Below are 24,680 nucleotides of genomic sequence, written 5' to 3' on the forward strand. Positions count from 1 at the left end.
ACCCGGGACCCGGGACCCGCGATTTTTCCGCGAGTGCAAGGCGGTTGCGATTGCACTGTGGGAGGGACTTCAGTCCCGACGGGCGTTACCGGGAAAGAAGCCTGTCGGGACTGAAACCCTCCCACAAAAGTTGCTTGATAGCGATTTTGCTGCGGACACCATCATGATGTCCCGCGTCTCGCAGGACTACGGCTTTTCCGGGTCCCGGGCCCCGGGCCCCGGATCTCGGCTCTGCAGCAACCGCAACCCAAACGCATCGTCCTGCGCATTCCAGCCGTGGCTGACGCGCAGGCCGGCCTCGGCGGCCATCGCCGCAAAGCTCTGGTCGGTGTACTTGTGGCTGTACTCGACCTGCATCGCTTCGCCTTCGGCAAAATCGAAGCGGCGCCCGGCCACGGTCACCTGCTGTGCGCACTGGCTGACCAGGAAGGTCTCGATGCGCTCGCGCGCTTCCGAATAAACGGCATGATGGCGGAACTGCGCCAGGTCGAAGTCGCTGCCGATCTCGCGGTTGAGCCGGCGCAGCAGGTTCAGGGTGAATTCGGCCGTGACCCCTGCGGCGTCGTTGTAGGCCGCCTCCAGCAGTGCCGTGTCCTTCACCAGGTCGATGCCGACCAGGGCGCAGCCGTCCGCGCCCATGGTCTGGCGCATCGAGCGCAGCAGGGCGATGCCGTCCTCGCGGGTGAAGTTGCCCAGGGTCGAGCCGGGGAAGAACACCAGGGTGCGGCGCGCGCCGCGCTGCGGTGCCGGCAGCGCCACCGGCGCGGTGAAGTCGGCGCATACCGGCAACATCTGGATGTGCGGGAAGCGTTCGGCCAGCCGCGTGGTGCTGGACATCAGCATGTCGCGGGAAATCTCGATCGGCGTGTAGGCCACCGGCATGCGCAGGCCGTCCAGCAGCAACTGGGTCTTGCGGCCGCTGCCGCTGCCCAGTTCCACCACGTGCGCGCCGGTGCCCACCGCCTGCGCGATTGAGGGCATGCGCGCTTCCAGCAGGTCCAGCTCGGTGCGGGTCAGGTAGTACTCGGGCTGGCGGGTGATCGCCTCGAACAGGCGCGAGCCTTCGGCGTCGTAGAAATACTTGGACGGCAACTGCTTGGGGCTGCACGACAGACCGGCGATCGCATCGGCGGTGATGTCGTCCGGCTGCGGATGCAGGTCGGTCAGGGCGGCCTCGGTCAAAGCACGGGCGGTTGCGGCATTCATGCGGAATCCTTGGCCAGGCGCACGCCGGCGAACTGCCACCGCGCATCGGAGGGGAAGAAGTTGCGGTAGCTGGCGCGGATGTGGTCGCGCGGCGTGGCGCAGCTGCCGCCGCGCAACACCCACTGCGCGTTCATGAACTTGCCGTTGTATTCGCCCAGCGTGCCCGACCACGGGCGGAAGCCGGGGTAGGGCAGGTAAGCGCTGCCGGTCCATTCCCAGACATCGCCGAACAACTGCTGCAGGCCGGTATCGGCCGGCGCCGTCGACTGCGGATGCAGTGCATCGGTGTCGACGAAGTTGCCGACGATGGCGGCACCGGCGGCAGCCTGTTCCCACTCCGCCTCGGTCGGCAGGCGCGCGCCGGCCCAGCGCGCGTAGGCATCGGCCTCGAACAGGCTGAGATGGCACACCGGCGCATGCGGATCGCGTTCGCGCCAGCCGCCGAGGGTGAATTCGCGCGCGCCGTCGGCGTGCCAGTACAGCGGGCGCTGCCAATCCTCGGCGCACCGCCGCGCCCAGCCGTCGCTGAGCCATAGCCCGACCGTGCGATAGCCGCCATCGGCGATGAACTCGGCGTACTCGGCATTGCTCACCGGGCGGCTGGCCAGCGCATGCGCCGGCACCAGCACGCGATGCCGCGGCGATTCGTTGTCGTAGGCGAAGCCGGCATGCGCCGGCCACGGTGCGGCACCGATCTCGCCGATCTGTTCGTCGCGCTGCAGCCAGCGCAGCGGGGACGCCGGCGCGTGCTGCGTCGCCAGGTCGGCGCGATAGGCCGCGCCCAGTGGATTGCGCCAGAACGCATGCTTGATGTCGGTGAGCAGCAGTTCCTGGTGTTGTTGTTCGTGCTGCAGGCCCAGTTCCAGGATCTGCAGCGTCTGCGGCTCCAGCGTGCCGGCCTGCAACTGCGCCAGTACGCGGGTTTCGATCTCGCTGCGGTAGTCCAGCACCTGCGTCAGCGATGGCCGCGACAGCAGGCCGCGATGCGGCCGCGCATGCGCCGGACCGATGCTCTGGTAGTAGCTGTTGAACAGGTAGTCCCACTGCGGATCGTGGGGGCGGTACGCCGGATCGGCGCCGAGCACGAACCGCTCGAAGAACCAGGTGGTGTGCGCCAGATGCCATTTGGCCGGGCTGGCGTCGTCCATGCTCTGCACCATCGCGTCTTCTTCGCTCAATGGTGCGGCGAGATGACGGCTGCGTGCGCGCACGCGGCGCAGGCGGTCCGCCAGCGTCGCGACGGATGCGATGGGCGAGGGCGGTGACGCCGGAGAGATCGCTTGCATCGATGCAGTCTTAGCGCAGCGGCGTGAACGGACCGTCACGCGTCGCGGACCGTGGCGTTACCCTAGGCACATGTCTACGAGCGCCTTGCACCACCTTGCCGGTTCGGCTTCCGCCGGCGCCCTGGTCGACCTCGATACCGCGGCGGAGGCGTTCGCGCTGCCGCCCGGCGTGCGCTACCTGGACACCGCCAGCAAGGGGCCGCGCCTGCACCGTGCACTGGTCGCGGGGCAGGCGGCGCTGGCCGAGTCGATCGCGCCCTGGACGCTGTCCTTCGATGCCTGGCGCGCGCAGATCGAAGACCTGCGTGCGCTGGCGGCCGCCAGCGTGTTCGCGGGCGACAGCGAAGGCGTGGCGATGGTGCCGTCGGCCGCGTACGGCCTGGCCATCGCGGCGCGGCAGGTGCCGTTGGCGCCCGGCGATGCGGTCCTGCTGCTCGATGGCCAGTTTCCGTCCAACCTGCTGGCGTGGCAGCAACGCTGCGCCGAGAGCGGTGCGCACCTGGCGGTGGTGCGGCGGGTGCCAGGGCAGGACTGGACCGACGCGGTGCTGGCTACGCTCGACGCGCAGCCGCGCGTGCGTGTGGCGACACTGCCGAATGCCTACTGGCGCGACGGCAGCCTGCTGGATCTGGACCGCATCGTGCCGCGCGTGCATGCGGCCGGCGCGATGCTGGTGCTGGACCTGAGCCAGAGCCTGGGCGTGCTGCCGGTCCGGCTGGACGCCTGGCGGCCGGATTTCGTGGTCTCGGTCGGGCACAAATGGCTGCTCGGGCCGATGGGGCTGGCGTGGCTGTGGGCCTCGCCGCACTGGCGCGCGCACGGCGTGCCGTTCGAGCAGCACTGGCAGGCGCGCGACCCGGGGGCGGATTGGCAGTTCCCGGCCGAGGCGCCGCCCCCGTACCGCAGCGGCGCGCGTCGCTTCGATGCCGGCGGCGTCGCCGACCCGCTGCGCCTGGCGATGGCCAGCGCGGCGCTGCAGCAGGTGCAGCAGTGGCAGCCGGCGCGCATCGCGCAGCGGCTTGGCGCACTTGGTGCGGCATTCGACGCGGAGTTGCACGCGTTGGGCGCGGGCGACTGGACCGTGCCCGGGCATGCGCCGCACCTGTACGCGCTGCGCCCACCAGCATCGTCGATGCCGGCCTTGCTGCCATGGCTGCAGCACGCGCAAGTCATCTGCACCCATCGCCATGGCGCCCTGCGCATCGCGCCCTATCTGCAGTTGACGCCGGAGGCGATGCGCGGCCTGGCGCAAGAGATGGTCGCTGCGGCGCGTGCTTGAGCGCACGTGCGTGCGGTTGTTGTTTGTCTTCGGTTTCGATGGGAAGGCAATCGACTACTGGTCCGCATCGCCGATCCTGTTTGATGCATGGCTTCAGCCGCGACCCGATGCCGCTGTGATGCGTTTAGCGCGGGTGCGGGTTGCCGAAGGCCGGCCACATCGCTGATGCCCGCGGTGCTGGCTTGACCTACCGCCGCGTCGCCAGGCGCAATCCACGCGGGGTCAGCACCCGTTCCAGCAGCTCGAACAGGCCCTGGACCAGCAGCGCCAGCAGCGCGGCCGGCACCGCGCCTTCCAGGATCAGGCCGAGGTCGTCCAGGCGGATGCCGGTGAGGATCGGCTGGCCGTAGCCGCCGGCGCCGATCAGCGCGCCCAGGGTCGCGGTGCCGACGTTGATCACCGCGGCGGTCTTGATGCCGGCGAGGAGGGTGCGCAGCGCCAGCGGCAGTTCGATCCGCCACAGCCGCGTGCCCGGCGGCAGGCCCAGCGCGGCGGCAGTCTCGCGCAGCTCGCGCGGGATGCCGGTGATGCCGGCATGCATGTTGCGCACGATCGGCAGCAGGCTGTACAGGAACAGCGCGGCGATCGCCGGTTTCGCGCCGATGCCGAACAGCGGGATCATGAACACGAACACCGCCAGCGACGGCAGCGTCTGCAGCACACCGGTCAGGGCCAGCACCGCCTGGCCGAGCCGTGGTCGATGCGCGGCCAGGATGCCCAGCGGCAGCGCCACCAGCAGGGCCAGGCCCAGCGACAGCCCGACCAGCGCCAGGTGCTCGCGGGTGCGTTGCAGCAGCCGTTGCAGGCGTCCGTCCTCGGCCGGCGCGGCGATGCCCAGCCAGTGTGCGGCGATGACGCTTTCGGCACGCTTGTCGAGCTTGGCCTCGGCGTTGAGCCGCTGCATGGTCGCCGCGTCGATGCGCCCGCCCAATCCCTGCAGCGCCTGCACGAAGCGCGGCGCGCGCTGCGCCAGGTCGGCGCGGTACAGGAACACCGCGGCGTAGCGCGGGAAGTAATGCCTGTCGTCCTGCAGCACCAGCAGGTCGTGCGCGGGGATCTCGGCGTCGGTGCTGTACAGGTCGGTGAGGTCGATCGCGCCGCTGTCCAGCGCGCGGTAGGCGAGGTCGTGGTCCAGGCCGGTGGGCACCTGCGGCAGGCCGTAGGCGTCGCGCACGCCGGGCCAGCCGTCGGCGCGCGAGACGAATTCGTTGCTCAGTCCGAACTTCAGCGTCGGATGCGCGGCCAGGTCGGACAGGCGCGCGATGCCCAGCGCCTGCGCGCGTTGCCGGCGCATGCCGAACGCATAGGTGTTGTCGAAGCCCAGCGGCGCGCTCATCGCCAGGCCGTGCTGCGCCAGCGCCTTGCGCAGCGCGTCGTCGTCGGCGCCCGGCAGTTGCAGCAGTTCGGCGGCCAGCGTGCCGGTGTACTCGGCATAGGCGTCGATCGAACCCTGCTCCAACGCACGCCACAGGATGCGGGTGCCACCGAGCTGGCGCCGGTGCTCGACCTCGACGCCGGCCTGGCGCCCGGCGCCGGCGGCGATCTCGCCCAGCACCACCGCTTCGGTGAAGTTCTTCGAGCCGACCACGACCTTGGCATCGGCGGCGGCCGTCGGCAGGCTCAGCAAACTGGCTGCTGCACCGAAGGCGAGCAGCGCGACCGCGCGCCAGCGCGCGCCTCGCGAGGTCATCGCGCCTCCTCCAGGGTGCGCTGCGCCTGCAGGAACTGGCTCACGAACGGATCGGCCGGCCCCTCCAGCAAAGTGCGTGCACTGCCTTCCTGCAGCACGCGGCCGCCGCGCATCAGGACCAGGGTATCGCCCAGGTAGGCGGCCTCGGCGACGTCGTGGGTCACCAGCACCACGGTCTTGCCGAGCAGCGCGAACAGTTCGCGCATCTGCGTCTGCAGTTCGTGGCGCACGATCGGGTCGAGCGCGCCCAGCGGTTCGTCCAGCAGCAATACCGGCGGGTCCAGCAACAGGGCGCGGATCAGTCCGACGCGCTGGCGCTGGCCACCGGACAACTCGGCTGGATAACGCGCCAGCAGCGCTTCCGGCAGGCGGCACAACGCAGCGAGCTCGTGCAGACGCGCCTCGATGCGCGGCCGCGTCCAGCCCAGCGTGCGCGCCAGCAGGGCGGCGTTGTCGCGGGCGCTCAGGTGCGGGAACAGGCCGCCTTCCTGGATCACGTAGCCGATGCGCCGGCGCTGCGCCAACAGGGTGGCGCGACGCAGTGGCTCGCCCTGGAAACGCACCTCGCCGCTATCCGGCCACTCCAGCCCCAGCAGCAGGCGCAGCACGCTGGACTTGCCGGCGCCGCTGGGACCGATCAACGCGGTGGTGCGGCCCGGGGCGATGCGAAGATCGACCTGGTCCAGCGCCAGCATGTCGCCGTAGCGGCGGGTGACCCGATGCAGTTCGAACATCGCCGCAGCATAGCCGCAGGCGGCGACCACGCCGTGCGAAGACGCCGCGGCCTCAGCGGGCGGCGGCGGTCAGCAGGTCCAGCGTCGGTTTCGGCCGGCCCAGGTCGTACATCAGGCCGAAATGCGCCTCCGCGCCCTGCTGGTCCGGCTGGTCGAGCAGTTCGTAGAGATTGATCTCGGCGACCACGTCGGCATAGTCGCTGCGCAACGTCTGCAGTAACTCCGCCACGCTGTCGTAGCAGGCGCCGTCGCCGGGATGGCCGCCATCGGTGTTGCCCGTGTAGATCTCGGCGCAGTTGAGCTCGTTGACGTACACCTTGGTGCCGTATTTCTGCGCGGCGGCGCGCAGCTGTCCGAGATACAGGTCCATCCAGTAGCCGCGTTCGCCGTGGAAGGCGTAGTAGTGGAAGCTGATCCGGTCGAAGTCGAAACCGGCGGCCTTGGCCTGATCGAGGAACCACAGCGAGCCGTTGCGGTCGCCCGGGCAGCGCGCGCTGGCCGAATGGTCGTCGCTGTTGCAGGCGGTGATGTTGATGGTGAATTGCAGGCCGGCGCCCAGTTCGTCGGAGGCCTGCTTCATGCCGCGGTACATCGTGGTCATCGCAGCGATCCGCGCCGGGGCGGCGGCACGGTCCAGGTCCTGCTCGTTGCCGATCTCCCAGACCTTGATGTCGTTGGCATAGCGGCGCGCCAGCGCGTAGCCGATCTCGCGCGACATCGGGTACACCATCGGTCGCAGCGCGATGTTGTACTGGCGCGAGAGCTGCACCAGCCGGTCGAGCACGGCGAAGTTGCGCGGGTCCACGTCGAACCGGTAGCTGCGCAGGTTGCGCTGATCGAGCAGGCGGAACACCGCCTCGCTCCGGCTGAGCGGGTAGGCCGGGCGGCCGTCGTGGCCGTTGACCCCATACACGATGGCCGGTGCCGCGGCGGCAGGTGCGGCAGCGACGGCGAGGAGGGCAGCGAACAGGCGCAGCAGCGGGCGCAGCAGGGACAGAGACATGGCGTTCCCGGCGGAAGCGGCCCGGGGCGGGCACGGGACCAGCCTAGCAAGCCCGGCCACGGGCATCGGCGCCAATTCCCGGGACTGCGGTGCGGGTCGCACTCCGCCGGGATCGGCCTGGAGGCGCGCCATGCCGGGCGTCCAGTGATCGGGACTGGCGCTGCCTGGCGACGCGCGCACCTGCCTCGCCTTGGGTGCCCGCTGGTGTCGTCATGGCCGCCTGCAGCCGCCGCGCGCAGGTGCCCGAGTGGACCACGGGGGCCGATCGGCGCTGCCCGGAAACGCGACAGGGGCCTTGCGGCCCCTGTCGGTGTGCATCGTGTCGGCGCGGTGGATCAGCGCTGCATCTGCGAATTCGACTGTCCGGTGGCGGCGGACTTCTCGCCGGCGAACGGGTTGAGCTTGCGGATCATCCACGGGTACTTCGGCCAGTTGCCGGTCAGCCACGGGTGCTGCGGGTCGTTGAGTTCGAGTACGCGGCGCGCGTCGGCGGCCAGGGTCTTGTTGCCCAGGTGGGTGTAGGCATCGGCCAGCACCGCCACCGCGTCGTTCTGGTAGGCGCTCTGCGGGTAGGTCTCGAGCAGGTAGGTGGCGCGCGAGGCGGCCGACACCCAGGCGTCGCGGCGCAGGTAGTACAGCGCGTTGTCCAGCTCGTGCTGGGCGAACACGTTGCGCAGGGCGATCATGCGCGCACGCGCGTCGGCGGCGTAGCGGCTGTTCGGGTAGCGCTCGGCGACGGTGTTGAAGTCGGCGTAGGCCTGCTGCGGGGTGGACAGGTCGCGGCGGCTGGGATCCAGCGACCACACCCGGCGCAGGAACACCGTGTCGCGGTTGGAGTTGGACAGCCCGCGCAGGTAGTACATGTAGGCGATGTTGCGCTGGGTCGGGTAGGTGCGGATGAAGCGGTCGATGGTCGACACCGCGTCGTCGTGCTTGCCGGCCTTGTACTGGGCGTAGGCGCTTTCGATCATCGCCTGCTCGGTGTAGTTGCCGTACGGGTACTGCGCGATCAGCCGCTTGAAGCTGCTCTCGGCGCCGGCCCAGTTGCCGCTCTCCATCTGCGCATGCGCCTTCTGGTAGAGCTGCTCCACCGGCATCCCTTCTTCGGGGTTCTTCTTCTGACGGTGGCAACCCGTCGCCACGACCAGCGTGACCAGCAGCAGGGCGATGAAACGGACGTGCGCGGACAGCGGGACGGAGCGTCGGATCATGGGTTCGGGCGCGGCAGGGCAGGAATACGAAGGGGCGATGATAGCCTAGTGGCCTGTCCTGCGACTGACTATGGCCGCCGCGACCCCCTTTTTCCGACCCAAGCCGTGCCCCTGCCATGCCCCATACCCCCCCGGATCTCCCCGAGGACGCCGTCAGCGACGGCCCGCGCCAGGCGCGCGTCCCCGATCACGCCGCCGGCCGCCGCTTCGACGCGGTGCTGGCCGAACTGTTCCCCGAATACTCGCGTTCGCGCCTGGCCGAATGGATCAAATCCGGCGACGCCCTGCTCGACGGCGCCCCGGCGCGGCCGCGCGATGCACTGCGCGGCGGCGAGATCGCCAGCCTGCACGCGGTGCTGGACACCCAGACCCACGCCCTGCCCGAGGACATCCCGCTGGAGGTGCTGTACGAGGACGACCAGGTCATCGTGCTGAACAAGCCGGCCGGGCTGGTGGTGCACCCGGGCGCCGGCAACCCCAGCGGCACCCTGGTCAATGCCTTGCTGTACCGCGACCCGGGGCTGTCGGCGCTGCCGCGCGCCGGCATCGTGCACCGCCTGGACAAGGACACCAGCGGCGCCATGGTGGTGGCGCGGACCCTGCAGGCGCATACCTCGCTGGTGGCGCAGCTGTCGGCGCGCGACGTGCACCGGCAGTACCTGGCGGTGGTGGTCGGGGCCCTGGTCTCCGGCGGCACCGCCAACGCGCCGATCGACCGCCATCCGCGCGACCGCTTGCGCATGGCGGTGCGCGAGGACGGCCGCGACGCGGTCACCCACTACCGGCTGCGCGAGCGCTTCCGCGCCCACACGGCCCTGGAATGCCGCCTGGAGACCGGCCGCACCCACCAGATCCGCGTGCACATGGCGCACCTGAAGCACCCCATCGTCGGCGACCCGCTGTACGGCGGCCCGCTGAAGCTGCCCAAGGGCGCCAGCGAGGAGCTGATCGCCGAACTGCGCGGCTTCAAGCGCCAGGCGCTGCACGCCGAGACCCTGGAGTTCAAGCATCCGCTGAGCGGCGAGCCGGTCCGCGCCACCGCGGCGGTGCCGGCCGACCTGCAGCAGCTGATGGCCGCCCTGCGCGTGGATGCGCAGGCGGCCGCCGAGCGGGCGCGGCGCTGAGCATGGCCGGGGTGCCGGTCTCCCGCGCCGTGGCGCGCGGCTGTGTTTCGCGCGGCGGCCGCGGACGCCAGGCTGGCGGCATGTCGGCCGATGTCGGGCGAGGGCGCGGCCGATGAGCGACTTCGCCCTGTCGGCCGACTGGCCGGCACCGCCGCGGGTCCACGCCCTGACCACTCTGCGGACCGGCGCCGGCGCCTCGCAGCCGCCGTTCGACCGCTTCAACCTCGGCAACCGGAGTGCCGCCGACGGCGACGACCCGGCCACGGTGCAGCGCAACCGCGACGAGTTGGCCGCGCGACTGGCGCTGCCGACGCCGCCGCACTGGCTGCGGCAGGTGCACGGCGTGCAGGTGCTGCGTTTCGACGGGCCGCCGCAGGGCGCCGGCATCGATGCCGAGCCGACCGCCGATGCCGCGGTCACCGCCGAACCGGGCGTGGTGCTGGCGATCCTGACCGCCGACTGCCTGCCGGTGGTGTTCGCCGCCCGCGACGGCAGCGAGGTCGGCGCCGCGCACGCCGGCTGGCAGGGGCTGGCCGGCGGCGTGCTGGAAGCCACCGTGGCCGCGCTGCGCACGCCGCCCACGCAACTGCAGGCCTGGCTGGGGCCGGCGGCCGGACCGCAGCACTACGAGATCGGCGCCGAGGTGCGCGAGGCGTTCCTGCGCCACGATCCGGCCGCCGCGGCCGCATTCGTGGACACCCGGCCCGGCCACTGGCGGGTGGATCTGTACGCGCTGGCGCGGCAACGCCTGGTCGCGGCTGACCTGGCCCCGGAGCAGATCCACGGTGGTGGGCTGTGCACCATCGCCGATGCGCAGCGCTTCTACTCCTATCGGCGCGACCGCCGCAGCGGGCGCATGGCGACCCTGGCGTGGATCGCGCCCTGACGCCGCCGCTGTTCGCGCAGGTGCTGGGACCGGCGTTCGCGCAATTGCCGCCAGTGCTGCGCGCGCTGCACACACCGTCGTCGCAGTCGCGCTATGTCGGTCAGGCCGTGGTCCAGCGCGGCCGCCACCCGCTGTTGCCGCTGTGCGCGTGGCTGGTGCGGTTGCCGCGCACCGGGCCGGCGACGCCGGTGGAAGTGGTGTTTCGCGCCGATGCCCACGGCGAGCGCTGGCAGCGCCGTTTCGGCACGCATGCCATGCCCTCGCGGCTGTGGCTGCACCGCGGCCGCCTGCGCGAGCGGCTGGGTGCGGTGGTGTTCGAATTCGCCCTGCGGATCGACGGTGCCGGCATCGAATGGCGCGCGGCGCGGGCCTGGGCCTTCGGCGTGGTGCCGCTGCCGCGACGCTGGCTGGCCGGCGTGCACTGCCGCGAAGACCAGCGCGACGGGCGCTACGCGTTCTTGATCGCGGTGAGCCTGCCGTGGATCGGCCCGTTCATCCGCTACGAGGGCTGGCTTGCGCCGGCCTGAGCCGCCGGCGCCCGCGGCGTCGGAGGACATGGCCATCGTCGTGTTCGACGGGGTCTGCGCGCTGTGCAGCCGCTGGGTGCGGTTCCTGCTGCGCCATGACCGCCGCGGCCGCTACCGGTTTGCGGCGATGCAGTCGCCGCGCGGCAGCGCGCTGTTGCGCGAGCACGGCCTGGATCCGGCCGATCCGCTGTCGTTCCTGCTGCTGACACGGCACGGTGCCTTGACCGATTCAGACGCGGCGATCGCGGTGATCGCCGGGCTCGGCGGCGTGTGGCGCAGCGTCGCGTTGCTGCGCCTGCTGCCGCGCCGCTGGCGCGATGCCGGCTACCGGGTGCTGGCGCGCAACCGCCATCGCTGGTTCGGTACCACGGCGCAATGTTTCCTGCCGGAGCCGCAACAGCGTTCGCGCTTTCTGGAGTGAGCACGACGCGCGCGGCGCGTCTGATCGGCTGTTTCCTCGCGCGAGCCCATCGCCGCGGGTTCACAAGTGCCTGCGGTGGCCGTTCTTGACGGACGGGCCACCCACGCGATCGGACCGGCAACGATGGAGATTCCTCTGCTGCTTCTGCTGGCAAGCCGCTGGCAGCGGCGTCCGTCAGCCTCCTTGGCAGATAGCACCGTGGTGCCCCCCGTTTCCACGCTCCCACACCCGCCCGAGAGGAGTTTCGCTATGCCCAGTCCTACGCCTGCGCGGCTGATCGATCCAAGCAATCGCGTGTTCGGCACGATCGATATCAAGAACTACAGATTCGTCGGCGAGCAGCTGCCCAGTACCTACTACATGAGCGGGACGGGCCCGTTCATCCGCTTGCGTCCATTGCACCGATCCGGCTTCGCCATCTACGAAAGGCCGACGCGCGTGGTGGGGCTCTATGCGGGCGACTGGGACCGGGACGACACCTTCGCGCAGAACATCCAGAATGTGGCGCTGTATCGCGAACTCGGCGCAAGCGCGGCCGACATCGCCGCCAGCATCGAACGCCTGAAACTGGTCGCGCGTCGCACCGACGAGATCATCCAGCAGAATACCGCCCAGCCGTTGGAGTTGAACGACGCCGTCGTCTTCGTCAACGAGGGCGCCTTGGCCGGAACAGTGTGGGGCGGCGACAAGCAAAAGACCGGCAACGTGTACAAGCCGTTGAAGGTGGTCGATGCGACCGGCCCCAGCAGGAAGGCCCATGCCGGTCATGCCTTCGCCACGCGCGAGGCGGTGGAGCGGTTCTATGCCGATTACTATCCGCACGTGCTGGGGCAATTGATGCTGCTCGGGCAGGCCCAGCAATCCTTCGTTTCGCAAGCGCCCAATGGCGATGACGTCGTGACGGTGATCAATACCGACACCGGGTACTTTCCTCAGAGCGAGTTTCCCACCCGCGCCAGCCAGTTGCAGTTGCTGCTCCAGCAATTCATGCGCTTTGCCTGATCCTGGACGGGGCGGGCGGTCGTCGCGTGCGTCGCCTCAGTAGGTACGGCGCAGCAGTGGGGTGACATTGCTGCCGCCCGGCCGCCCTTGTCCCGTCTCGATCCGGAACACCGCGACCGCCGCAGCCAGGCCGCCGGCCTGCTCCTCCATGCTGCGCGCGGCGGCGGTGGCTTCCTCGACCAGGGCGGCGTTGCGTTGGGTCACCTCGTCCAGTTGCGCCACGGTGCGGTTGACCTGTTCGATGCCGCTGGACTGCTCGCCGCTGGCGGCGCTGATCTCGCCGATCAGGCCGGTCACCCGCTGCACCGAACCGACGATCTCGTGCATGGTGGCGCCGGCGCGGTTGACCAGCGCGGCGCCTTCGCCGACGGTGCGCGTGGACGCTTCGATCAGGTCCTTGATCTCCTTGGCCGCATCGGCCGAGCGCTGCGCCAGCGACCGCACCTCCGAGGCGACCACGGCGAACCCGCGGCCCTGTTCGCCGGCGCGCGCCGCTTCCACCGCGGCGTTGAGCGCCAGGATGTTGGTCTGGAAGGCGATGCCGTCGATCACGCCGATGATCTCGCCGATGCGCTGCGAGGACGTGCTGATCGCGCGCATCGTCGCCACCACCTCGTCCATCACCTGGCCGCCGGAACGGGCGACCTCGCCGGTGTTCTGCACCAGGCCGTTGGCCTGCTGCGCGTTGTCGGCGTTCTGCTTCACCGCCGAGGTCAACTCTTCCATCGAGCTGGCGGTCTCCTCCAGGCTCGCCGCCTGCTGTTCGGTGCGGTCGGACAGGTCGGTATTGCCTGCGGCGATCTCCGAGGCGGCGCGGCGGATCGTGTCGGCCGACTCCTGGATCCCGACGATGATTTCGGTGAGCTTGGCGACGGTGCGGTTGGTGTCCTCGCGCAAGCGCGCGAACACGCCCTGCGCCTGGCCGTCGACGCGGTGGGTGAGGTCGCCTTCGGCCAGCGCCGCCAGCGCTCCGGCCAGTTGCGCCAGGTTGCTCTCCACCCCATCGGAAATGCGGTTGACGCCCTCGGCCAGCGACTTGAGGACGCCGTCCATCGCCGCGGTCTCGATGCGCTGGCTGAAATCGCCGTGCGCGGCCGCCTCGATCACCGTGGCCAGCGCCTGTTCGGCGTTGACCTGCGCGGTCACCTCTTCCCATTGCGCGATGGTGCCCAGGCGGCGGCCGTCGGCATCGTCGATCGGGCTGTACACGAAATCGATCTGGCGGCCGAAGAACGGCGCGCGCACGCGCTTGGAGCCGGTCAGCGCGCGCATGCGATCGATCGCCGCCTGGCTGTCCGGATAGATGTCGCCGATGCTGCCGCCGACGAACTGTTCGGCGCGGAATTCGGGGCGGAAGCGCTGCACGTCCGGTTCGATGGTCTTCAACATCTGCAGCAGCTTGCGGTTGGCGAAATGCACGCGGCCATCGTCGTCGGCGATGCGCACCATGGTGTCGAGATCGTCCAGCGCCTGGATCACGAAACGGCCGTGGCGCAGTTCCGCCTCGGTCTGCGCCTGGCGCGCCGCCAGCGCCTGTTGTGCGTTCTGCAGCGCACGCAGCAGCGCCACCTCGGCCGTGTCCCCGAGCACCTCCACACGCTGCTCGAAGCGGCCTTCGCCCAGCGCCTGCAGCGCCTGCGTGGCCTGCTCCAGGGCGCGCGGTGCGCTGCGTCTGCCGAGCCAGACCAGTGCCGCGGCTGCGGCCACGGCGACCAGCAGCGCCGGCAGCAACCGCGGCAATGCCGATCCGTTGGCTCCCACCGTGCGGCCGACGTGCAACGCATAGCCGGCCAGCGCCAGCAGGACCAGGACATGGGACAGGGCAAGCAGCGCCGAACGCGGGCGCAGCCAGGAGGCGGTGGGGCGGAGAACGGCAGTTGGCGAGGGCATGGTCTGCACCGGCTGGGAAACAACGGGCAACGCCGCGAGGGCGGTGCGATCGCGTGGGGGTCGATCCAGTATCGGCATATCACCGCGCCGGCTTGATCGCCTTCACCTGCCGTTCGTCGGAAACTTCATATGGACTGAACGCCTACGGCGGAGCGCCGAAGGCGTGATGATGTGCTGCGGTGCAGCAGGCGATCGACTCAGGGCCGCGGGCGGGACGCGGCTCGGGCGAACCCGGAAAATCCAGCGCCAGGGCGGCCATACGCCACCGGCCGCATGCGTGCGGCCGGTGGCGGGATGGGATTGCCTACTTACTTCGCCGACGTCGCCGCGTCGGGCAGGGTCCAGGCGATCACGCTGTCGCCGGCCTTGGTCTCCATGCGGTCGTGGCCGCCGATCGCGGCGACGATGTACTGCTTGCCATCGACGGTGTAGCTCAGCGGCGCGGCCTGCGGGCCGGCGGGCACGCGCACTTCCCATAGCAGCTTGCCGGTCTGGGTGTCGTAGCCGCGCAGGAAGTTGTCCAGCGCCGCGCCGATGAAGGTCACGCCACCGGCGGTGGCCAGCGAGCCGCTGTTGTTGGGCGTGCCCAGTTCGAACTTCATCTTCGACGGAATGCCCATCGGGCCCTGGTCGTAGCCGGTGCCCAGCGGACGCCGCCAGATCACCTGCTGGGTGCGCAGGTCCACGCCGGAGATATAGCCCCACGGCGGCGCCACGCACGGGGTGTTGAGCGGCGACATCCAAGGCTCCTTGCGCGCGCCGTAGGGCAGCCCTTCCTGGGCCATGTAGCCGGGTGTCTTGCTCTTGCCGTTGAACACCGACACCACGCCCAGCGCCTGCATGTCCTTTCGCGGATACACGTGCTCGGTGTAGGGCAGGCGATTGCTGTTCATCACCATGATGCCGCGCTGCAGGTCCACCGACACGCCGCCCCAGTTGATGCCGCCGTGGTTGCCGGTGAAGGCCAGCGAACCGCCCAGGCTGGGCGGGGTGAACATGCCCTCGTAGCGCAGCCGCTTGAACTGGATGCGGCAGGCCAACTGGTCGAACGGGGTGATGCCCCAGGCATCGGATTCGACGAGGGTCTCGTAGTCCTTGCTCGGCGCGCCCACGGTATTGGGCATGCCCGGCGACACAGGCTGGGTCTTGGCGGTCCAGTCACCGTGGTCGGTGCCCTGCGGCACCGGGATCTGCTGCACCGGCATGATCGGCGCGCCGGTTTCGCGGTCGAGCACGAACACCTGGCCGGACTTGGTGGCCTGGATCACCGCCGGGCGGGTGCCGCCGCCGGGCACCGGGAAATCCACCAGGTTCGGCTGCGGGCCGATGTCGTAGTCCCACAGGTCGTGGTTGACCGTGCGGAAATGCCAGCGTTCCTTGCCGGTGGCCGCATCCAGCGCGACCAGCGAAGCGGTGTACTCCTCTTCCTGCGGGGTGCGCTGCTTGCCGAAGAAATCGCCGGAGGCGTTGCCGGTGGGCAGATAGACCAGGCCCAACTGGTCGTCGGCGGCCATCAGCGACCACACGTTCGGGGTCGAGCGGGTGTAGGTCTGGCCGGCCGGCGGCGCCGCGTCGATGGCCGGGTTGCCCAGGTCCCAGGCCCAGCGCAACTGCCCGCTGATCGCGTCGAAGGCGCGCACCACGCCGGACGGCGCGTCGCGTTCCTGGCCGTCACGGATCTGCCCGGTGGGCTGGATCACCACGCCGCGCATCACCACCGGCGGCGAGGTGGGGCCGACGAAGCCGGGCTTGGTGTTGCCGGTGTCCTTGTTCAGGTCGACATAGCCGTGCGTGCCGAAGCTGTCGCACAGCTTGCCGGTCAGCGCATCGAGCGCGCCGAGCCGGCCGTCCACCATCGGCCAGAAGATGCGCTTGGCGCATTCGGCCACCGGCGTGGTCGCCTCGAAGTAGGACACGCCGCGGCAGGTGGTGGCGGCGACGCCGGCCATGGCCTTGGGGTCGGTCTGCGGATCGAAGCGCCAGCGCTCCTTGCCGGTGGTGGCCTCCACCGCGATCACCTTCTGCGTGGGCGTGCAGATGTAGACCAGATCGCCGACCTTCAGCGGGGTGTTCTGGAACGCGTAGCCGAGCTTGGAGCCGGCCGGCTTGAGGTCGCCGGTGTGGAATTCCCAGGCGATCTTCAGGTCCTTGACGTTGTCCGGGGTGATCTGTGCGCCGGGGCTGTAGTGGTTGGACAGGTTGGATCCGGCATAGGCGGTCCAGTTGCCGGCATCGTGGTTGCCGGCGACGTTGCCGTCGGGGCTGTCCACGGTCGTGCGGCTGAAGGCGGCCTGCGGACGCTGCGCGGCGAGGCCGGGGTCGGCCAGTTCCACCGTGCGCGGCAACAGCAGTGGCACGAACACCAGCGCCGCGCCGAGCACCGGCAACACGCCGGCGACCAGCAGGTAGCCGATGCCGGACACGGGCGCCAAACGCCAGCGCGCGACCTTCCAGAACGGCAACAGCAGCAGGCCCAGCACCGAGATCATCGCCAGGCGCGGAATCAGCGCCCAGCCGTCCAGGCCGACCTCGGCCAGGGCCCAGGCGATGGTCGCGGCCAGGGTGACGCCGAACAGCCACAGGCCGATGCGGCGGCCGAGCGCGAGCAGCACGCCGGACGCAGCCAGGGCCACGCCGGCGAGCAGGTAGTACCAAGAGCCGCCGACGGCGGCGAGTTGCCCGCCCATGACGGCGAGGGCGACGCCGATCACGGCGATCAGGAGGGCATAGCCGGCGAACAGCCAGCGGCCGGCTCCATTCGGTGGGGGAGAAACGGTCATGAGCGAAACATCCGACGAGGATCCCTGGCGTGTGGCGCGAATGGCGGCGATGCAGGCGATCGTGGGGGGAGAGGCGAGCGCGGGGTCGCAAGGACGGCGCGCATCGCAAGGCAGCGACCGCGCTGCGCGTTCTCGGAAAGCGCGGAACCGGCGCGGCGCGTGCGGGCTATTTTAGGCGGCGCAGGTCGTCGGGCCGTGATGGCATGCGGAACACTGCGTCATGCGCTGCAGAGAGACGAAGCATGGCGCGATCGTGCGGCGCGCTGGCGCTGCGCGCGCCGCGTGGCGCAACGCGTGTGCCGCGGCTAGCGCACACTCTCCAGCGCCTGCAGATAGCGCTGGCGCCATGCGTTGATGTCGTGCTTGCGCAGGTGGTCCATCATCGCCTGCCAGCGCTCGATGCGCTTGGCCTTGGGCAGCGACGCGCCGGTGGCGATGGCGTCGGCGACGCCGTCGAGGTCGTGCGGATTGACCAGCAGCGCTTCCTTCAGTTCATCGGCGGCGCCGGCCAGCAGCGACAGCACCAGCACGCCGGGATTCTCCGGATCCTGCGCGGCCACGTACTCCTTGGCCACCAGGTTCATGCCGTCGCGCAGCGGCGTCACCAGGCCGACCTGTGCGGCGCGATAGAAGCCGGTCAGGGTGGCGTGGGTGAAGTTGCGGTTGACGTAGCGCAGCGGCGTCCAGTCCGGCTCGGCGTGGCCGCCGTTGATGTGTCCGGCGATCTGCTCGAGCTGGTTGCGCAGCTGCTTGTACTCGGTGACGTCGCCGCGCGAAACCGGCGCGATCTGCAGATAGGTGAGGCTGCCGCGCTGGTCCGCATGCCGTTCCAGGTAGCGCTCGAAGCCGAGGAAGCGTTCCGGCAGGCCCTTGGAGTAGTCCAACCGGTCCACGCCGATCGCCAGCTGGCGGTCGCGCAGGCTGCTGCGCAGGTCGCGCACCGCCGGCTTGGACATCGCCGCGCGCGCCTGCTGCGCGATCAGTTCGGTGTCGATGCCGATCGGGAACATGGCCGCGCGGAACCGGCGCCCGCCCGGCGCCTCCAGCACGCCGTCCTTGATCACCTTGCCGCCGCCGAACAGGCGCACGTAGGCCTGGAAGCGGTCGACGTCGCGGCGGGTCTGGAAGCCGATCAGGTCGTAGGCGTAGAAGCCGGAGAACAGCCGTGCGTGGTCCGGCAGCGCCTGGATCAGGTCGGCCGAGGGGAACGGCACGTGCAGGAAGAAACCGATGCGGCAGCCGATGCCGCGCTCGCGCAGCAGCGAGGCCAGCGGAATCAGGTGATAGTCGTGGATCCATACCGTGTCGTCCTCGCGCAGCAGCGGCGCGAGCTTGTCGGCGAACATGGCGTTGACCCGGCGGTAGCCCTCGCGCGTGGCGCGGTCGTAGTCGACCAGGTCCAGGCGGAAGTGCAGCAGCGGCCACAACGTGCGGTTGGCGAAGCCGTTGTAGTACGCGTCCAGGTCGGCGCGATTCAGGTCCATGGTGACGAAGCGGATATCGCCCTGGGTCTGTTCGTGCATCGCGCCGCTGTCGCCGCGCACGGTCTTGCCGCTCCAGCCGAACCAGACGCCGCCGCGCTCCTTCAGCGCCGCCAGCAAGCCCACCGCGAGGCCGCCGGCGCGGTTCTCGCCGGGCAAGGCCACGCGGTTGGATACCACCACCAATCTGCTCATGACGCCTCCTGCCAACTGCGCGACAAGCGCATGGCGGCGATGATCAGGCCGACATGCGAATAGGTCTGCGGGAAATTGCCCCAGGCTTCGCCGTTGTCGAAGGCCAGATCCTCCGACAGCAGGCCCAGGTGATTGCGCCGGGCGAGGATGCGCTCGAACAGCTCGCGCGCCTCCTCCTTGCGGCCGATCGCGGCCAGGGCGTCGATGTACCAGAACGTGCAGATGGTGAAGCTGGTCTCCGGTTCGCCAAAATCGTCCGGCGCCACGTAGCGGTACAGCGCATCGCCATGCTTGAGATCGCGGCCGATCGCCTCGACCGTGGCGATGAAGCGCGGATCGTCCGGGGCGATGAAACCGATGTCGGCCAGCAACAGCAGCGAGGCGTCCAGCCGGTGGCCGTTGAAGGTGTCGGTGAAGTGGCCAAGCTCGGCGCTCCAGGCCTCGGCCAGCACGCGTGCGTGGATGCGCTCGGCGCGCTCGCGCCAATACGCCACGCGGTCTTCCAGGCCCAGCCGCGCGGCGATCTTGGCCAGGCGGTCGCAGGCGGCCCAGCACATTGCGCTCGTATAGGTGTGCACCTCGGCGCGGCCGCGGAACTCCCACAGGCCGGCGTCGGGCACGTCGTGCAGTTCGAACGCGCGCTCGCCCAGCGGCTCCAGGCGCAGGAAGGTGTGGGTGTCGCCGGGATCCTTCAGGCGCAGGTCGAAGAACAGCTGGGTGGAGGCCAGCACCACGCTGCCGTACACGTCGTGCTGCTTCTGGATCCAGGCCAGGTTGCCGCGCCGCACCGGGCCCATGCCGCGGTAGCCGGCCAGCGATTCGACCTCGTGTTCCTCCAGCGCCGCCTCGAAGCCGATGCCGTACAGCGGCTGCAGGCTGCCGTCGGTGGTGGCGATGTTGAAGATGTAGCCGAGGAACTGCTCCATGGTGCGGGTGGCGCCGAGCCGGTTCAGCGCGCGCACCACGAAGGCGGCGTCGCGCAGCCAGCAGTAGCGGTAGTCCCAGTTGCGCGGGGTGTCCGGCGCTTCCGGAATCGAGGTGGTCATCGCCGCGATGATCGCGCCGCTGTCCTCGTACTGGCACAGCTTCAGCGTGATCGCGCTGCGGATCACCGCGTCCTGCCAGTCCAGCGGCACCGACAGGTAGCGCACCCACTCGCGCCAGTATTCCTCGGTGCGTTCCTGCGCTTCCTGGATGTAGCCGGTCAGCGAGCGAGTCAGCGATTCGTCCACGCCCAGCATCAGGTTGACCGGGTGGTTGAGCACGAACGGCAGTTCGTCGCGGATGAAGCGCACCGGCACGTCGGTGGTCAGGCGCAGGGTGAAGTCCGGCAGTAGCCAGCGCACGTGGTTGCTGCCCCAGGTGCTCTCCGGCTGGCGCGCGCCCCAGTCGGCCAGCGGCCTGGCCAGCACGCGGATGCGCGGGTTGCCGGCCAGCGGCCGCACCTGGCGGATGATGCTGACCGGGCGATAGAAGCGGCCATGGTTGCGCCAGCGCGGCGCGAAGTCGATCACCTCCACCGCGCCGCCGTGGGCGTCGCGCAGCACCGTGCGCAGGATCGCGGTGTTGGCCAGGTAGTGCTGGTCGCTGTCGACGAAGTCTTCCAGTTCGATGCTGAAATCGCCGCCAGGATGCGCGCGCGGGGAGAGCAGGGCGCAGAACGCCGGGTCGCCGTCGAAGGCCGGCAGGCAGCTCCACACCACGCTGGCCCGTTTGTCGATCAGGGCGCCGAAGCTGCCGTTGCCGATGACGCCGAGGTCGAGATTGGGGGAACTCATGGAGCGGTCGGGTCCTTGTGCGGAAGCAGTGGGGGAAACGGCCACGGGGCGCGGACGGGCGGGCGTTGCGCTGGCCTCATCCGGCGTTATCGCGCAGCCAGGCGTGTACGCCGCGTGGATCGGGCAGCGCATAGGTGGCGACGCTGTCGGCGCGGGTGCCGACCAGCACGCTCCAGCCGCCGGCCTGGTTGGCCGCGGCGAAGCCGAATTCGTCGGTGAGATCGTCGCCGACGAACACCGGGCGGCGTCCGCGGAACGGCGGTTGCTGCAGCAGCGTGGTCAGCGCCACGCCCTTGTCGCTGCCTTCGGGTACGAACTCGACCACGTGGTCGCCGGGCTGCAGGCGGTAGCCGGGCAGGTCGGCGAGCTGTGCGTGCGCGAACGCCAGTACCGCCTCGGCCGCGCTCGGCGCCGTCCGCCAGTGCAGGGCCACGCTTGCGCCCTTGTCTTCGACCAGCACGCCCGGATGCGCCTGGCGCAGATGCGCGGCGCGCGCATGCAGCGCATGGAGAAAGTCGGAGGTATCGGCGGGCATCGCCGCCTGCGCGTCGGCGTCGCTGCGCAACTCGTGGCCGTGCAGGCCGGCGGCGGGCAGCCGCAGCGGCGCGAACAAGGCGTCGAGCTGCGTCAGCGGACGTCCGCTGACCAGCGCCACCGCGCCACCCAGGCGCTGGTGCAGGCGGCCGATCGCCTCACGCACCCCGGGCAGCAACTGCACCTGGTCGGGGCGCTCGGCAAAGGCGATGAGAGTGCCGTCCACGTCCAGGAACAATGCGCAGGCATCGTCCAGACGCGGCGGCGGCGGTCGGAGGGGGAGCGCGTCTGCCATCCGGCCATCATGGCGCAGCGGGCGTTAGCGTCAGGTGGATTGGAGCTGGGAATGGGTAGGCGGGAATGGGGAATGGGGAAAAGCAACAGCCGTGCGGGCAGGCTCTTGCTCTTCCGATTCCCGTTTCTCGATTCCCGATTCCCCGCTTCCTTCCCATTCCCGATTCCCGTGTCCCCATTCCCTACACCTTCGTCAGAAGGTGTACCGCACCCGCCCATAGTAGTAAGCGCCGTTGCTGCCGATCGGCGACAGCACGTCGTAGGGCAGGTTGCCGAAGTAGGCGATGTCCGGCTTGGAGCGGTCGGCGTAGGCGTCGGTGAGGTTCTGGCCGCCTACCGCCACGCTCCACTGCGGGGTGAGGTGGTATTCGACCTCGGCGTCGAGTTGCCACTTGGCGCTGTAGGTCTGCTCCGGGGCGAAGCCGCCGCCGAAATCGAACACGCGGGTGGCACTGCCGTAGCGGGTGACGCGGGTCTGCAGCGACCAGCGCGCGTCGCTCCAGTTCGCCGCCAGCTGCGCGCGGGTGCGCGGGGTCGCCTCGGTCAGGGTGTTGCGCTCTTCCACGCCGAACAGCACGTAGTCCGGATTCAGCGCCAGCAACTGCGTCGGCGTGGCCACCACGTTCTCCAGTTCGGTCTTGGCGTAGCTCCAGGTGCCGGTCAGCTGCAGTTGGCCCTGGCCCAGCGCCTGCCGCCAGTTGCTGACCAGTTCGGCACCGCGGGTGCGGGTGTCGGCGGCGTTGACGAAGAAGCTGGCGCTCTGCAGGCCGGTGATGCCGAAGCGCTGCGCGACGAAGTCGGTCAGGGCATCGCCGTCGATGCTTTCCGACAGCGCGATGCGCTTGTCGATGTCGATCTGGAACAGGTCCAGCGACAGGTCGAAGTGGCTGCCGACGCGGCTGGTGAAGCCCAGGCTGTAGTTGCGCGACTTCTCCGGCTGCAGCGTGCGCGCGCCCAGCGCCTGCGCGATCGGGTTGTCGACCGAGAGCAGGCGGCCCTGCAGCAACTGTCCGTTGGCGTTGTAGCCGGTGGAACTGGCCTCGTAGCCGATCTGGCTCAGCGACGGCGCGCGGAAGTTGTTGGAGATGGCGCCGCGCAGGGCGAATGCCGGGACGAACTCGTAGCGCGCGGCCAGCTTGCCGGTCAGTTCGCCGCCGAAATCCTGGTAGTGCTCGTAGCGCGCGGCCAGGTCGGTGGAGAGCTTGTCGCCGAACTGGCTGGACACGCTGGCGTAGACACTGGCGACGTTGCGCGACAGGTCGGCCGCATCCTGCGGGGTCAGGCCGCCGCCGGCCTGGGCGCCGGTGGGGCGGTCGGTGTAGGGGCCGGCGGCGTAGCTGGCCGGGTCGCCCGGACGCGTGCGGTAGTGCTCGCGGCGCAGCTCCACGCCGGTGCCCACGGTGTGGGTGGCGCCGGCGACGTCGAAGCTGCGGCTCAGGTCGAGGTTGGCCACGCCCTGCGCGAAGGCGTAGTCGCCGGTCTTGAAGCGGGTCGGGCTGCCCGGGCCCAGCGAGGCGTTGAGCGAATGCTTGAGCCGGTAGGTGAAGTCGTTGCGGCCATAGTCGAGGCTGGCGTCGTAGGCCCATTCGCCCCATTGCCCGCGCGCGCCGAGCACCGCCTGCAGATCGCGGTTCTCGCCCAGCGACACCGGGCGGTAGCCCTGCGGATACACCTGGGTCCAGTTGGCGGCGCCGTCGGGGTAGCGGAAGTAGTTGGCGCCCTGCGTGTCGCGCTGGTTGTAGGTGCCGAAGGCATAGACCTCGCTGCCCTGGCCGAACGGCAGCTTGCCGTTGAGCCAGGCGTTGAGATCCTTGCTGGCGCCGTCGCCGAGTTCATAGTTGCGCTTGCCGGCCAGCGCCAGATTGGCCGGGGTCTGTTCCTCGAACGGCGGGATCTGGTCGAAGCCGGCGCGGTTGGTGGCCTCGTGGTTCTTCAGTTCCAGGCCGACCTTGAAGAAGCCGCCGTCCTCGCCCAGGCGTGTGCCGACCTTGCCGCTGGCATAGCCGGTCTGGCCGTCGGTGAGGGTGCGGTGGATCGGCTTGACGTCGGTGTGGTTGGCGCCGTAGCTGGCTTCCAGCGCGCCGCTGTCCGGGTCGTCGTCGAGGATCACGTTGATCACCCCGGCCACCGCGTCGGAGCCGTACTGCGCGCCGGCGCCGTCGCGCAGCACTTCGATGCGCTTGATCGCGCTGATCGGGATGGCGTTGAAGTCCACCGGGGTGGTGCCCTTGCCGATCTTGCTGTCGGTGTTGACCAGCGCCGAGGTGTGGCGGCGCTTGCCGTTGACCAGCACCAGCACCTGGTCGGGCGAGAGCCCGCGCAGCTGCGCGGCGCGCACGTGGTCGGCGCCGCCGGAGTTGGACTGGCGCGGGAAGTTGAAGGACGGCAGCAGCGCCTGCAGCGCGCTGCCGAGTTCGCCGTTGACCACGCCGGCCTTGCGGATGTCCTCGGCGCTGAGCACGTCCACCGGGGCGGTGGATTCGAGCACGGTGCGGCCGCTGGCGCGGGTGCCGGTGACGATCACCGTATCGAGGTTGGTCGTGGTGGCCGGGGTGGCGTCCTGGGCGAACGCGGGGGCCGCCAGGGCCAGGGCGATGGCCAGGCTCAGCGGCCTGACGAACGGGGACGACATGGGGGTTCTCTCCTGAAACGATGACCATCGAGACCGGCCGCGCCGGCCATGGCGGCGACTGGGGTCGGCAAAGGTTGCTGCATCCATCCGGATGAAGCGATATATTAGCTCGACGTTAAGGCGATGTGCGAGCCGTGTGTTCGGTGCGCTCGGGCATGAGCTCATGCCCGGCGGTTATCCGGCCCGGTCCGTACCTGGCCTACGATCGTGTGTTGCCTGCCCCTTCCGACCGAGACCTTGCCGATGCTCTTGCGTGCCCCGTTGATCGCCGTCCTCCTGGCCCTGAGCGCCTGCGCCAGCGTCGCTCCGTCTGCGCCCACCGCGCCGAGCAAGGTCAGCGCGACCATGCAGGGCGATGCGGCGCGGCCGGCACAGGCCGGCGGCTGGGTGCGCAGCGAGCTGTACTTCGGTGTGGGCGAGGAGAGCGGCCCGGCCGACCGTCCGCAGGCCGAGCCGATCAGCGAGGCGCGCTGGCGCGCGTTCCTGGACAAGGAAGTGACGCCGCGCTTTCCCGACGGCCTGACCGTGTTCGATGCCTACGGCCAGTGGCTGTTCCGCGGCGCCAAGGAGCCGAACCGGCTCAACACCAAGGTGCTGGTGATCCTGCACGAGGACACCCCGCAGCGCCGCGCCGACATCGAGGCGATCCGGCTGGCGTGGAAGCAGGCCACCGGGCACCAGTCGGTGCTGTGGGCGCGGCAGGCGGTGGACGTGTCGTTTTGACCGC

The 24,680-nt window shown here is 70.1% G+C and carries 19 protein-coding genes; 7 read left to right on the top strand and 12 right to left on the bottom strand.

The genetic code is table 11. The annotated features are described in order from the left end of the window. Positions 1–186: 186 nt before the first annotated feature. Together egtD and egtB are read right to left on the bottom strand one after the other, a co-directional pair. Positions 187–1,206, bottom strand: a complete 1,020-nt coding sequence (egtD, locus tag ACHWVH_RS17580; protein ID WP_267117620.1) for an L-histidine N(alpha)-methyltransferase — start codon at positions 1,204–1,206, stop codon at positions 187–189. After that, positions 1,203–2,492 (bottom strand): ergothioneine biosynthesis protein EgtB, encoded by a 1,290-nt coding sequence (gene egtB, locus ACHWVH_RS17585; protein ID WP_394687639.1) that lies wholly within the window; start codon positions 2,490–2,492, stop codon positions 1,203–1,205. Before egtB ends, egtD begins: the two co-directional genes overlap by 4 nt. Before the next feature lie 70 nt (positions 2,493–2,562). Between egtB and ACHWVH_RS17590 the strand changes: the two genes are divergently transcribed. Continuing rightward, positions 2,563–3,771 carry an aminotransferase class V-fold PLP-dependent enzyme gene (locus ACHWVH_RS17590; RefSeq protein WP_394687640.1) on the top strand — a complete coding sequence of 403 codons (1,209 nt, stop codon included), beginning with the start codon at positions 2,563–2,565 and terminating at the stop codon, positions 3,769–3,771. A gap of 187 nt (positions 3,772–3,958) precedes the next feature. On the opposite strand, the gene ACHWVH_RS17595 is transcribed toward ACHWVH_RS17590, so the two are convergent. From ACHWVH_RS17595 to ACHWVH_RS17610, 4 genes are all read right to left on the bottom strand, one after another. Continuing rightward, on the bottom strand, positions 3,959–5,461 hold the full coding sequence (locus tag ACHWVH_RS17595; RefSeq protein WP_394687641.1) for a glycine betaine ABC transporter substrate-binding protein: 1,503 nt from the start codon (positions 5,459–5,461) through the stop codon (positions 3,959–3,961). After that, positions 5,458–6,195 (bottom strand): ATP-binding cassette domain-containing protein, encoded by a 738-nt coding sequence (locus ACHWVH_RS17600; protein ID WP_043095015.1) that lies wholly within the window; start codon positions 6,193–6,195, stop codon positions 5,458–5,460. The genes ACHWVH_RS17595 and ACHWVH_RS17600 overlap by 4 nt, the downstream gene beginning before the upstream one ends. Before the next feature lie 52 nt (positions 6,196–6,247). After that, positions 6,248–7,198, bottom strand: a complete 951-nt coding sequence (locus ACHWVH_RS17605) for a hypothetical protein (RefSeq protein WP_394687642.1) — start codon at positions 7,196–7,198, stop codon at positions 6,248–6,250. Between the two features lie 335 nt (positions 7,199–7,533). Continuing rightward, the gene (locus tag ACHWVH_RS17610; RefSeq protein WP_017910377.1) at positions 7,534–8,409 is read right to left on the bottom strand and encodes an outer membrane protein assembly factor BamD; all 876 of its coding nucleotides are present in this window, start codon (positions 8,407–8,409) and stop codon (positions 7,534–7,536) included. 116 nt (positions 8,410–8,525) lie between these two features. Here ACHWVH_RS17610 and rluD point away from each other — a divergent pair, with 116 nt between their 5' ends. From rluD to ACHWVH_RS17635, 5 genes are all read left to right on the top strand, one after another. Beyond that, positions 8,526–9,533 (top strand): 23S rRNA pseudouridine(1911/1915/1917) synthase RluD, encoded by a 1,008-nt coding sequence (gene rluD, locus ACHWVH_RS17615; RefSeq protein WP_152239062.1) that lies wholly within the window; start codon positions 8,526–8,528, stop codon positions 9,531–9,533. A gap of 112 nt (positions 9,534–9,645) precedes the next feature. Continuing rightward, on the top strand, positions 9,646–10,419 hold the full coding sequence (gene pgeF, locus ACHWVH_RS17620; protein WP_267114281.1) for a peptidoglycan editing factor PgeF: 774 nt from the start codon (positions 9,646–9,648) through the stop codon (positions 10,417–10,419). Next, entirely contained in the window at positions 10,404–10,946 is a 543-nt protein-coding gene (locus ACHWVH_RS17625) for a DUF4166 domain-containing protein (protein ID WP_295923803.1), read from the top strand. Before pgeF ends, ACHWVH_RS17625 begins: the two co-directional genes overlap by 16 nt. Positions 10,947–10,974: 28 nt before the next feature. Continuing rightward, a complete protein-coding gene (locus ACHWVH_RS17630) occupies positions 10,975–11,367 on the top strand; it encodes a thiol-disulfide oxidoreductase DCC family protein (RefSeq protein WP_052250900.1) in 393 nt (130 codons plus the stop codon). Positions 11,368–11,616: 249 nt separating this feature from the next. Next, positions 11,617–12,369, top strand: a complete 753-nt coding sequence (locus tag ACHWVH_RS17635; protein ID WP_295923800.1) for a hypothetical protein — start codon at positions 11,617–11,619, stop codon at positions 12,367–12,369. A gap of 36 nt (positions 12,370–12,405) precedes the next feature. Here the strand turns inward: ACHWVH_RS17635 and ACHWVH_RS17640 are convergent, their stop codons facing one another. From ACHWVH_RS17640 to ACHWVH_RS17665, 6 genes are all read right to left on the bottom strand, one after another. Further along, complete coding sequence (locus tag ACHWVH_RS17640) at positions 12,406–14,259, bottom strand: methyl-accepting chemotaxis protein (RefSeq protein ID WP_150409753.1); 1,854 nt, start codon at positions 14,257–14,259, stop codon at positions 12,406–12,408. Between the two features lie 308 nt (positions 14,260–14,567). Further along, positions 14,568–17,039, bottom strand: a complete 2,472-nt coding sequence (locus ACHWVH_RS17645; RefSeq protein WP_394687643.1) for a membrane-bound PQQ-dependent dehydrogenase, glucose/quinate/shikimate family — start codon at positions 17,037–17,039, stop codon at positions 14,568–14,570. Positions 17,040–17,344: 305 nt separating this feature from the next. Further along, positions 17,345–18,715: an alpha,alpha-trehalose-phosphate synthase (UDP-forming) gene (gene otsA, locus ACHWVH_RS17650; protein ID WP_017916188.1), complete on the bottom strand. Its 1,371-nt coding sequence runs from the start codon at positions 18,713–18,715 to the stop codon at positions 17,345–17,347. Next, a complete protein-coding gene (locus ACHWVH_RS17655; protein WP_267092664.1) occupies positions 18,712–20,493 on the bottom strand; it encodes a glycoside hydrolase family 15 protein in 1,782 nt (593 codons plus the stop codon). Before ACHWVH_RS17655 ends, otsA begins: the two co-directional genes overlap by 4 nt. A 76-nt stretch (positions 20,494–20,569) precedes the next feature. Beyond that, entirely contained in the window at positions 20,570–21,322 is a 753-nt protein-coding gene (gene otsB / locus ACHWVH_RS17660) for a trehalose-phosphatase (RefSeq protein WP_295923795.1), read from the bottom strand. Between the two features lie 192 nt (positions 21,323–21,514). Further along, positions 21,515–23,953 (bottom strand): TonB-dependent receptor plug domain-containing protein, encoded by a 2,439-nt coding sequence (locus tag ACHWVH_RS17665; RefSeq protein WP_394687644.1) that lies wholly within the window; start codon positions 23,951–23,953, stop codon positions 21,515–21,517. A 243-nt stretch (positions 23,954–24,196) separates the two neighbouring features. Between ACHWVH_RS17665 and ACHWVH_RS17670 the strand changes: the two genes are divergently transcribed. After that, complete coding sequence (locus ACHWVH_RS17670) at positions 24,197–24,676, top strand: DUF3574 domain-containing protein (RefSeq protein ID WP_152180688.1); 480 nt, start codon at positions 24,197–24,199, stop codon at positions 24,674–24,676. Positions 24,677–24,680: the final 4 nt, after the last annotated feature.

The sequence above is a fragment of the uncultured Xanthomonas sp. genome, from assembly GCF_964278005.1.
GTDB classification, from domain to species: Bacteria; Pseudomonadota; Gammaproteobacteria; order Xanthomonadales; family Xanthomonadaceae; genus Xanthomonas_A; species Xanthomonas_A sontii.

Bases quoted from the DNA above. Each gene is read 5' to 3' on its own strand.
- ACHWVH_RS17610 (WP_017910377.1), bottom strand. From the start codon at position 8,409: ATGATCCGACGCTCCGTCCCGCTGTCCGCGCACGTCCGTTTCATCGCC.
- ACHWVH_RS17670 (WP_152180688.1), top strand. From the start codon at position 24,197: ATGCTCTTGCGTGCCCCGTTGATCGCCGTCCTCCTGGCCCTGAGCGCC.
- ACHWVH_RS17640 (WP_150409753.1), bottom strand. From the start codon at position 14,259: ATGCCCTCGCCAACTGCCGTTCTCCGCCCCACCGCCTCCTGGCTGCGC.
- egtB (WP_394687639.1), bottom strand. From the start codon at position 2,492: ATGCAAGCGATCTCTCCGGCGTCACCGCCCTCGCCCATCGCATCCGTC.
- egtD (WP_267117620.1), bottom strand. From the start codon at position 1,206: ATGAATGCCGCAACCGCCCGTGCTTTGACCGAGGCCGCCCTGACCGAC.
- ACHWVH_RS17630 (WP_052250900.1), top strand. From the start codon at position 10,975: ATGGCCATCGTCGTGTTCGACGGGGTCTGCGCGCTGTGCAGCCGCTGG.
- ACHWVH_RS17590 (WP_394687640.1), top strand. From the start codon at position 2,563: ATGTCTACGAGCGCCTTGCACCACCTTGCCGGTTCGGCTTCCGCCGGC.
- ACHWVH_RS17645 (WP_394687643.1), bottom strand. From the start codon at position 17,039: ATGACCGTTTCTCCCCCACCGAATGGAGCCGGCCGCTGGCTGTTCGCC.
- rluD (WP_152239062.1), top strand. From the start codon at position 8,526: ATGCCCCATACCCCCCCGGATCTCCCCGAGGACGCCGTCAGCGACGGC.
- otsA (WP_017916188.1), bottom strand. From the start codon at position 18,715: ATGAGCAGATTGGTGGTGGTATCCAACCGCGTGGCCTTGCCCGGCGAG.
- ACHWVH_RS17600 (WP_043095015.1), bottom strand. From the start codon at position 6,195: ATGTTCGAACTGCATCGGGTCACCCGCCGCTACGGCGACATGCTGGCG.
- ACHWVH_RS17655 (WP_267092664.1), bottom strand. From the start codon at position 20,493: ATGAGTTCCCCCAATCTCGACCTCGGCGTCATCGGCAACGGCAGCTTC.
- pgeF (WP_267114281.1), top strand. From the start codon at position 9,646: ATGAGCGACTTCGCCCTGTCGGCCGACTGGCCGGCACCGCCGCGGGTC.
- ACHWVH_RS17665 (WP_394687644.1), bottom strand. From the start codon at position 23,953: ATGTCGTCCCCGTTCGTCAGGCCGCTGAGCCTGGCCATCGCCCTGGCC.
- otsB (WP_295923795.1), bottom strand. From the start codon at position 21,322: ATGGCAGACGCGCTCCCCCTCCGACCGCCGCCGCCGCGTCTGGACGAT.
- ACHWVH_RS17595 (WP_394687641.1), bottom strand. From the start codon at position 5,461: ATGACCTCGCGAGGCGCGCGCTGGCGCGCGGTCGCGCTGCTCGCCTTC.
- ACHWVH_RS17605 (WP_394687642.1), bottom strand. From the start codon at position 7,198: ATGTCTCTGTCCCTGCTGCGCCCGCTGCTGCGCCTGTTCGCTGCCCTC.
- ACHWVH_RS17635 (WP_295923800.1), top strand. From the start codon at position 11,617: ATGCCCAGTCCTACGCCTGCGCGGCTGATCGATCCAAGCAATCGCGTG.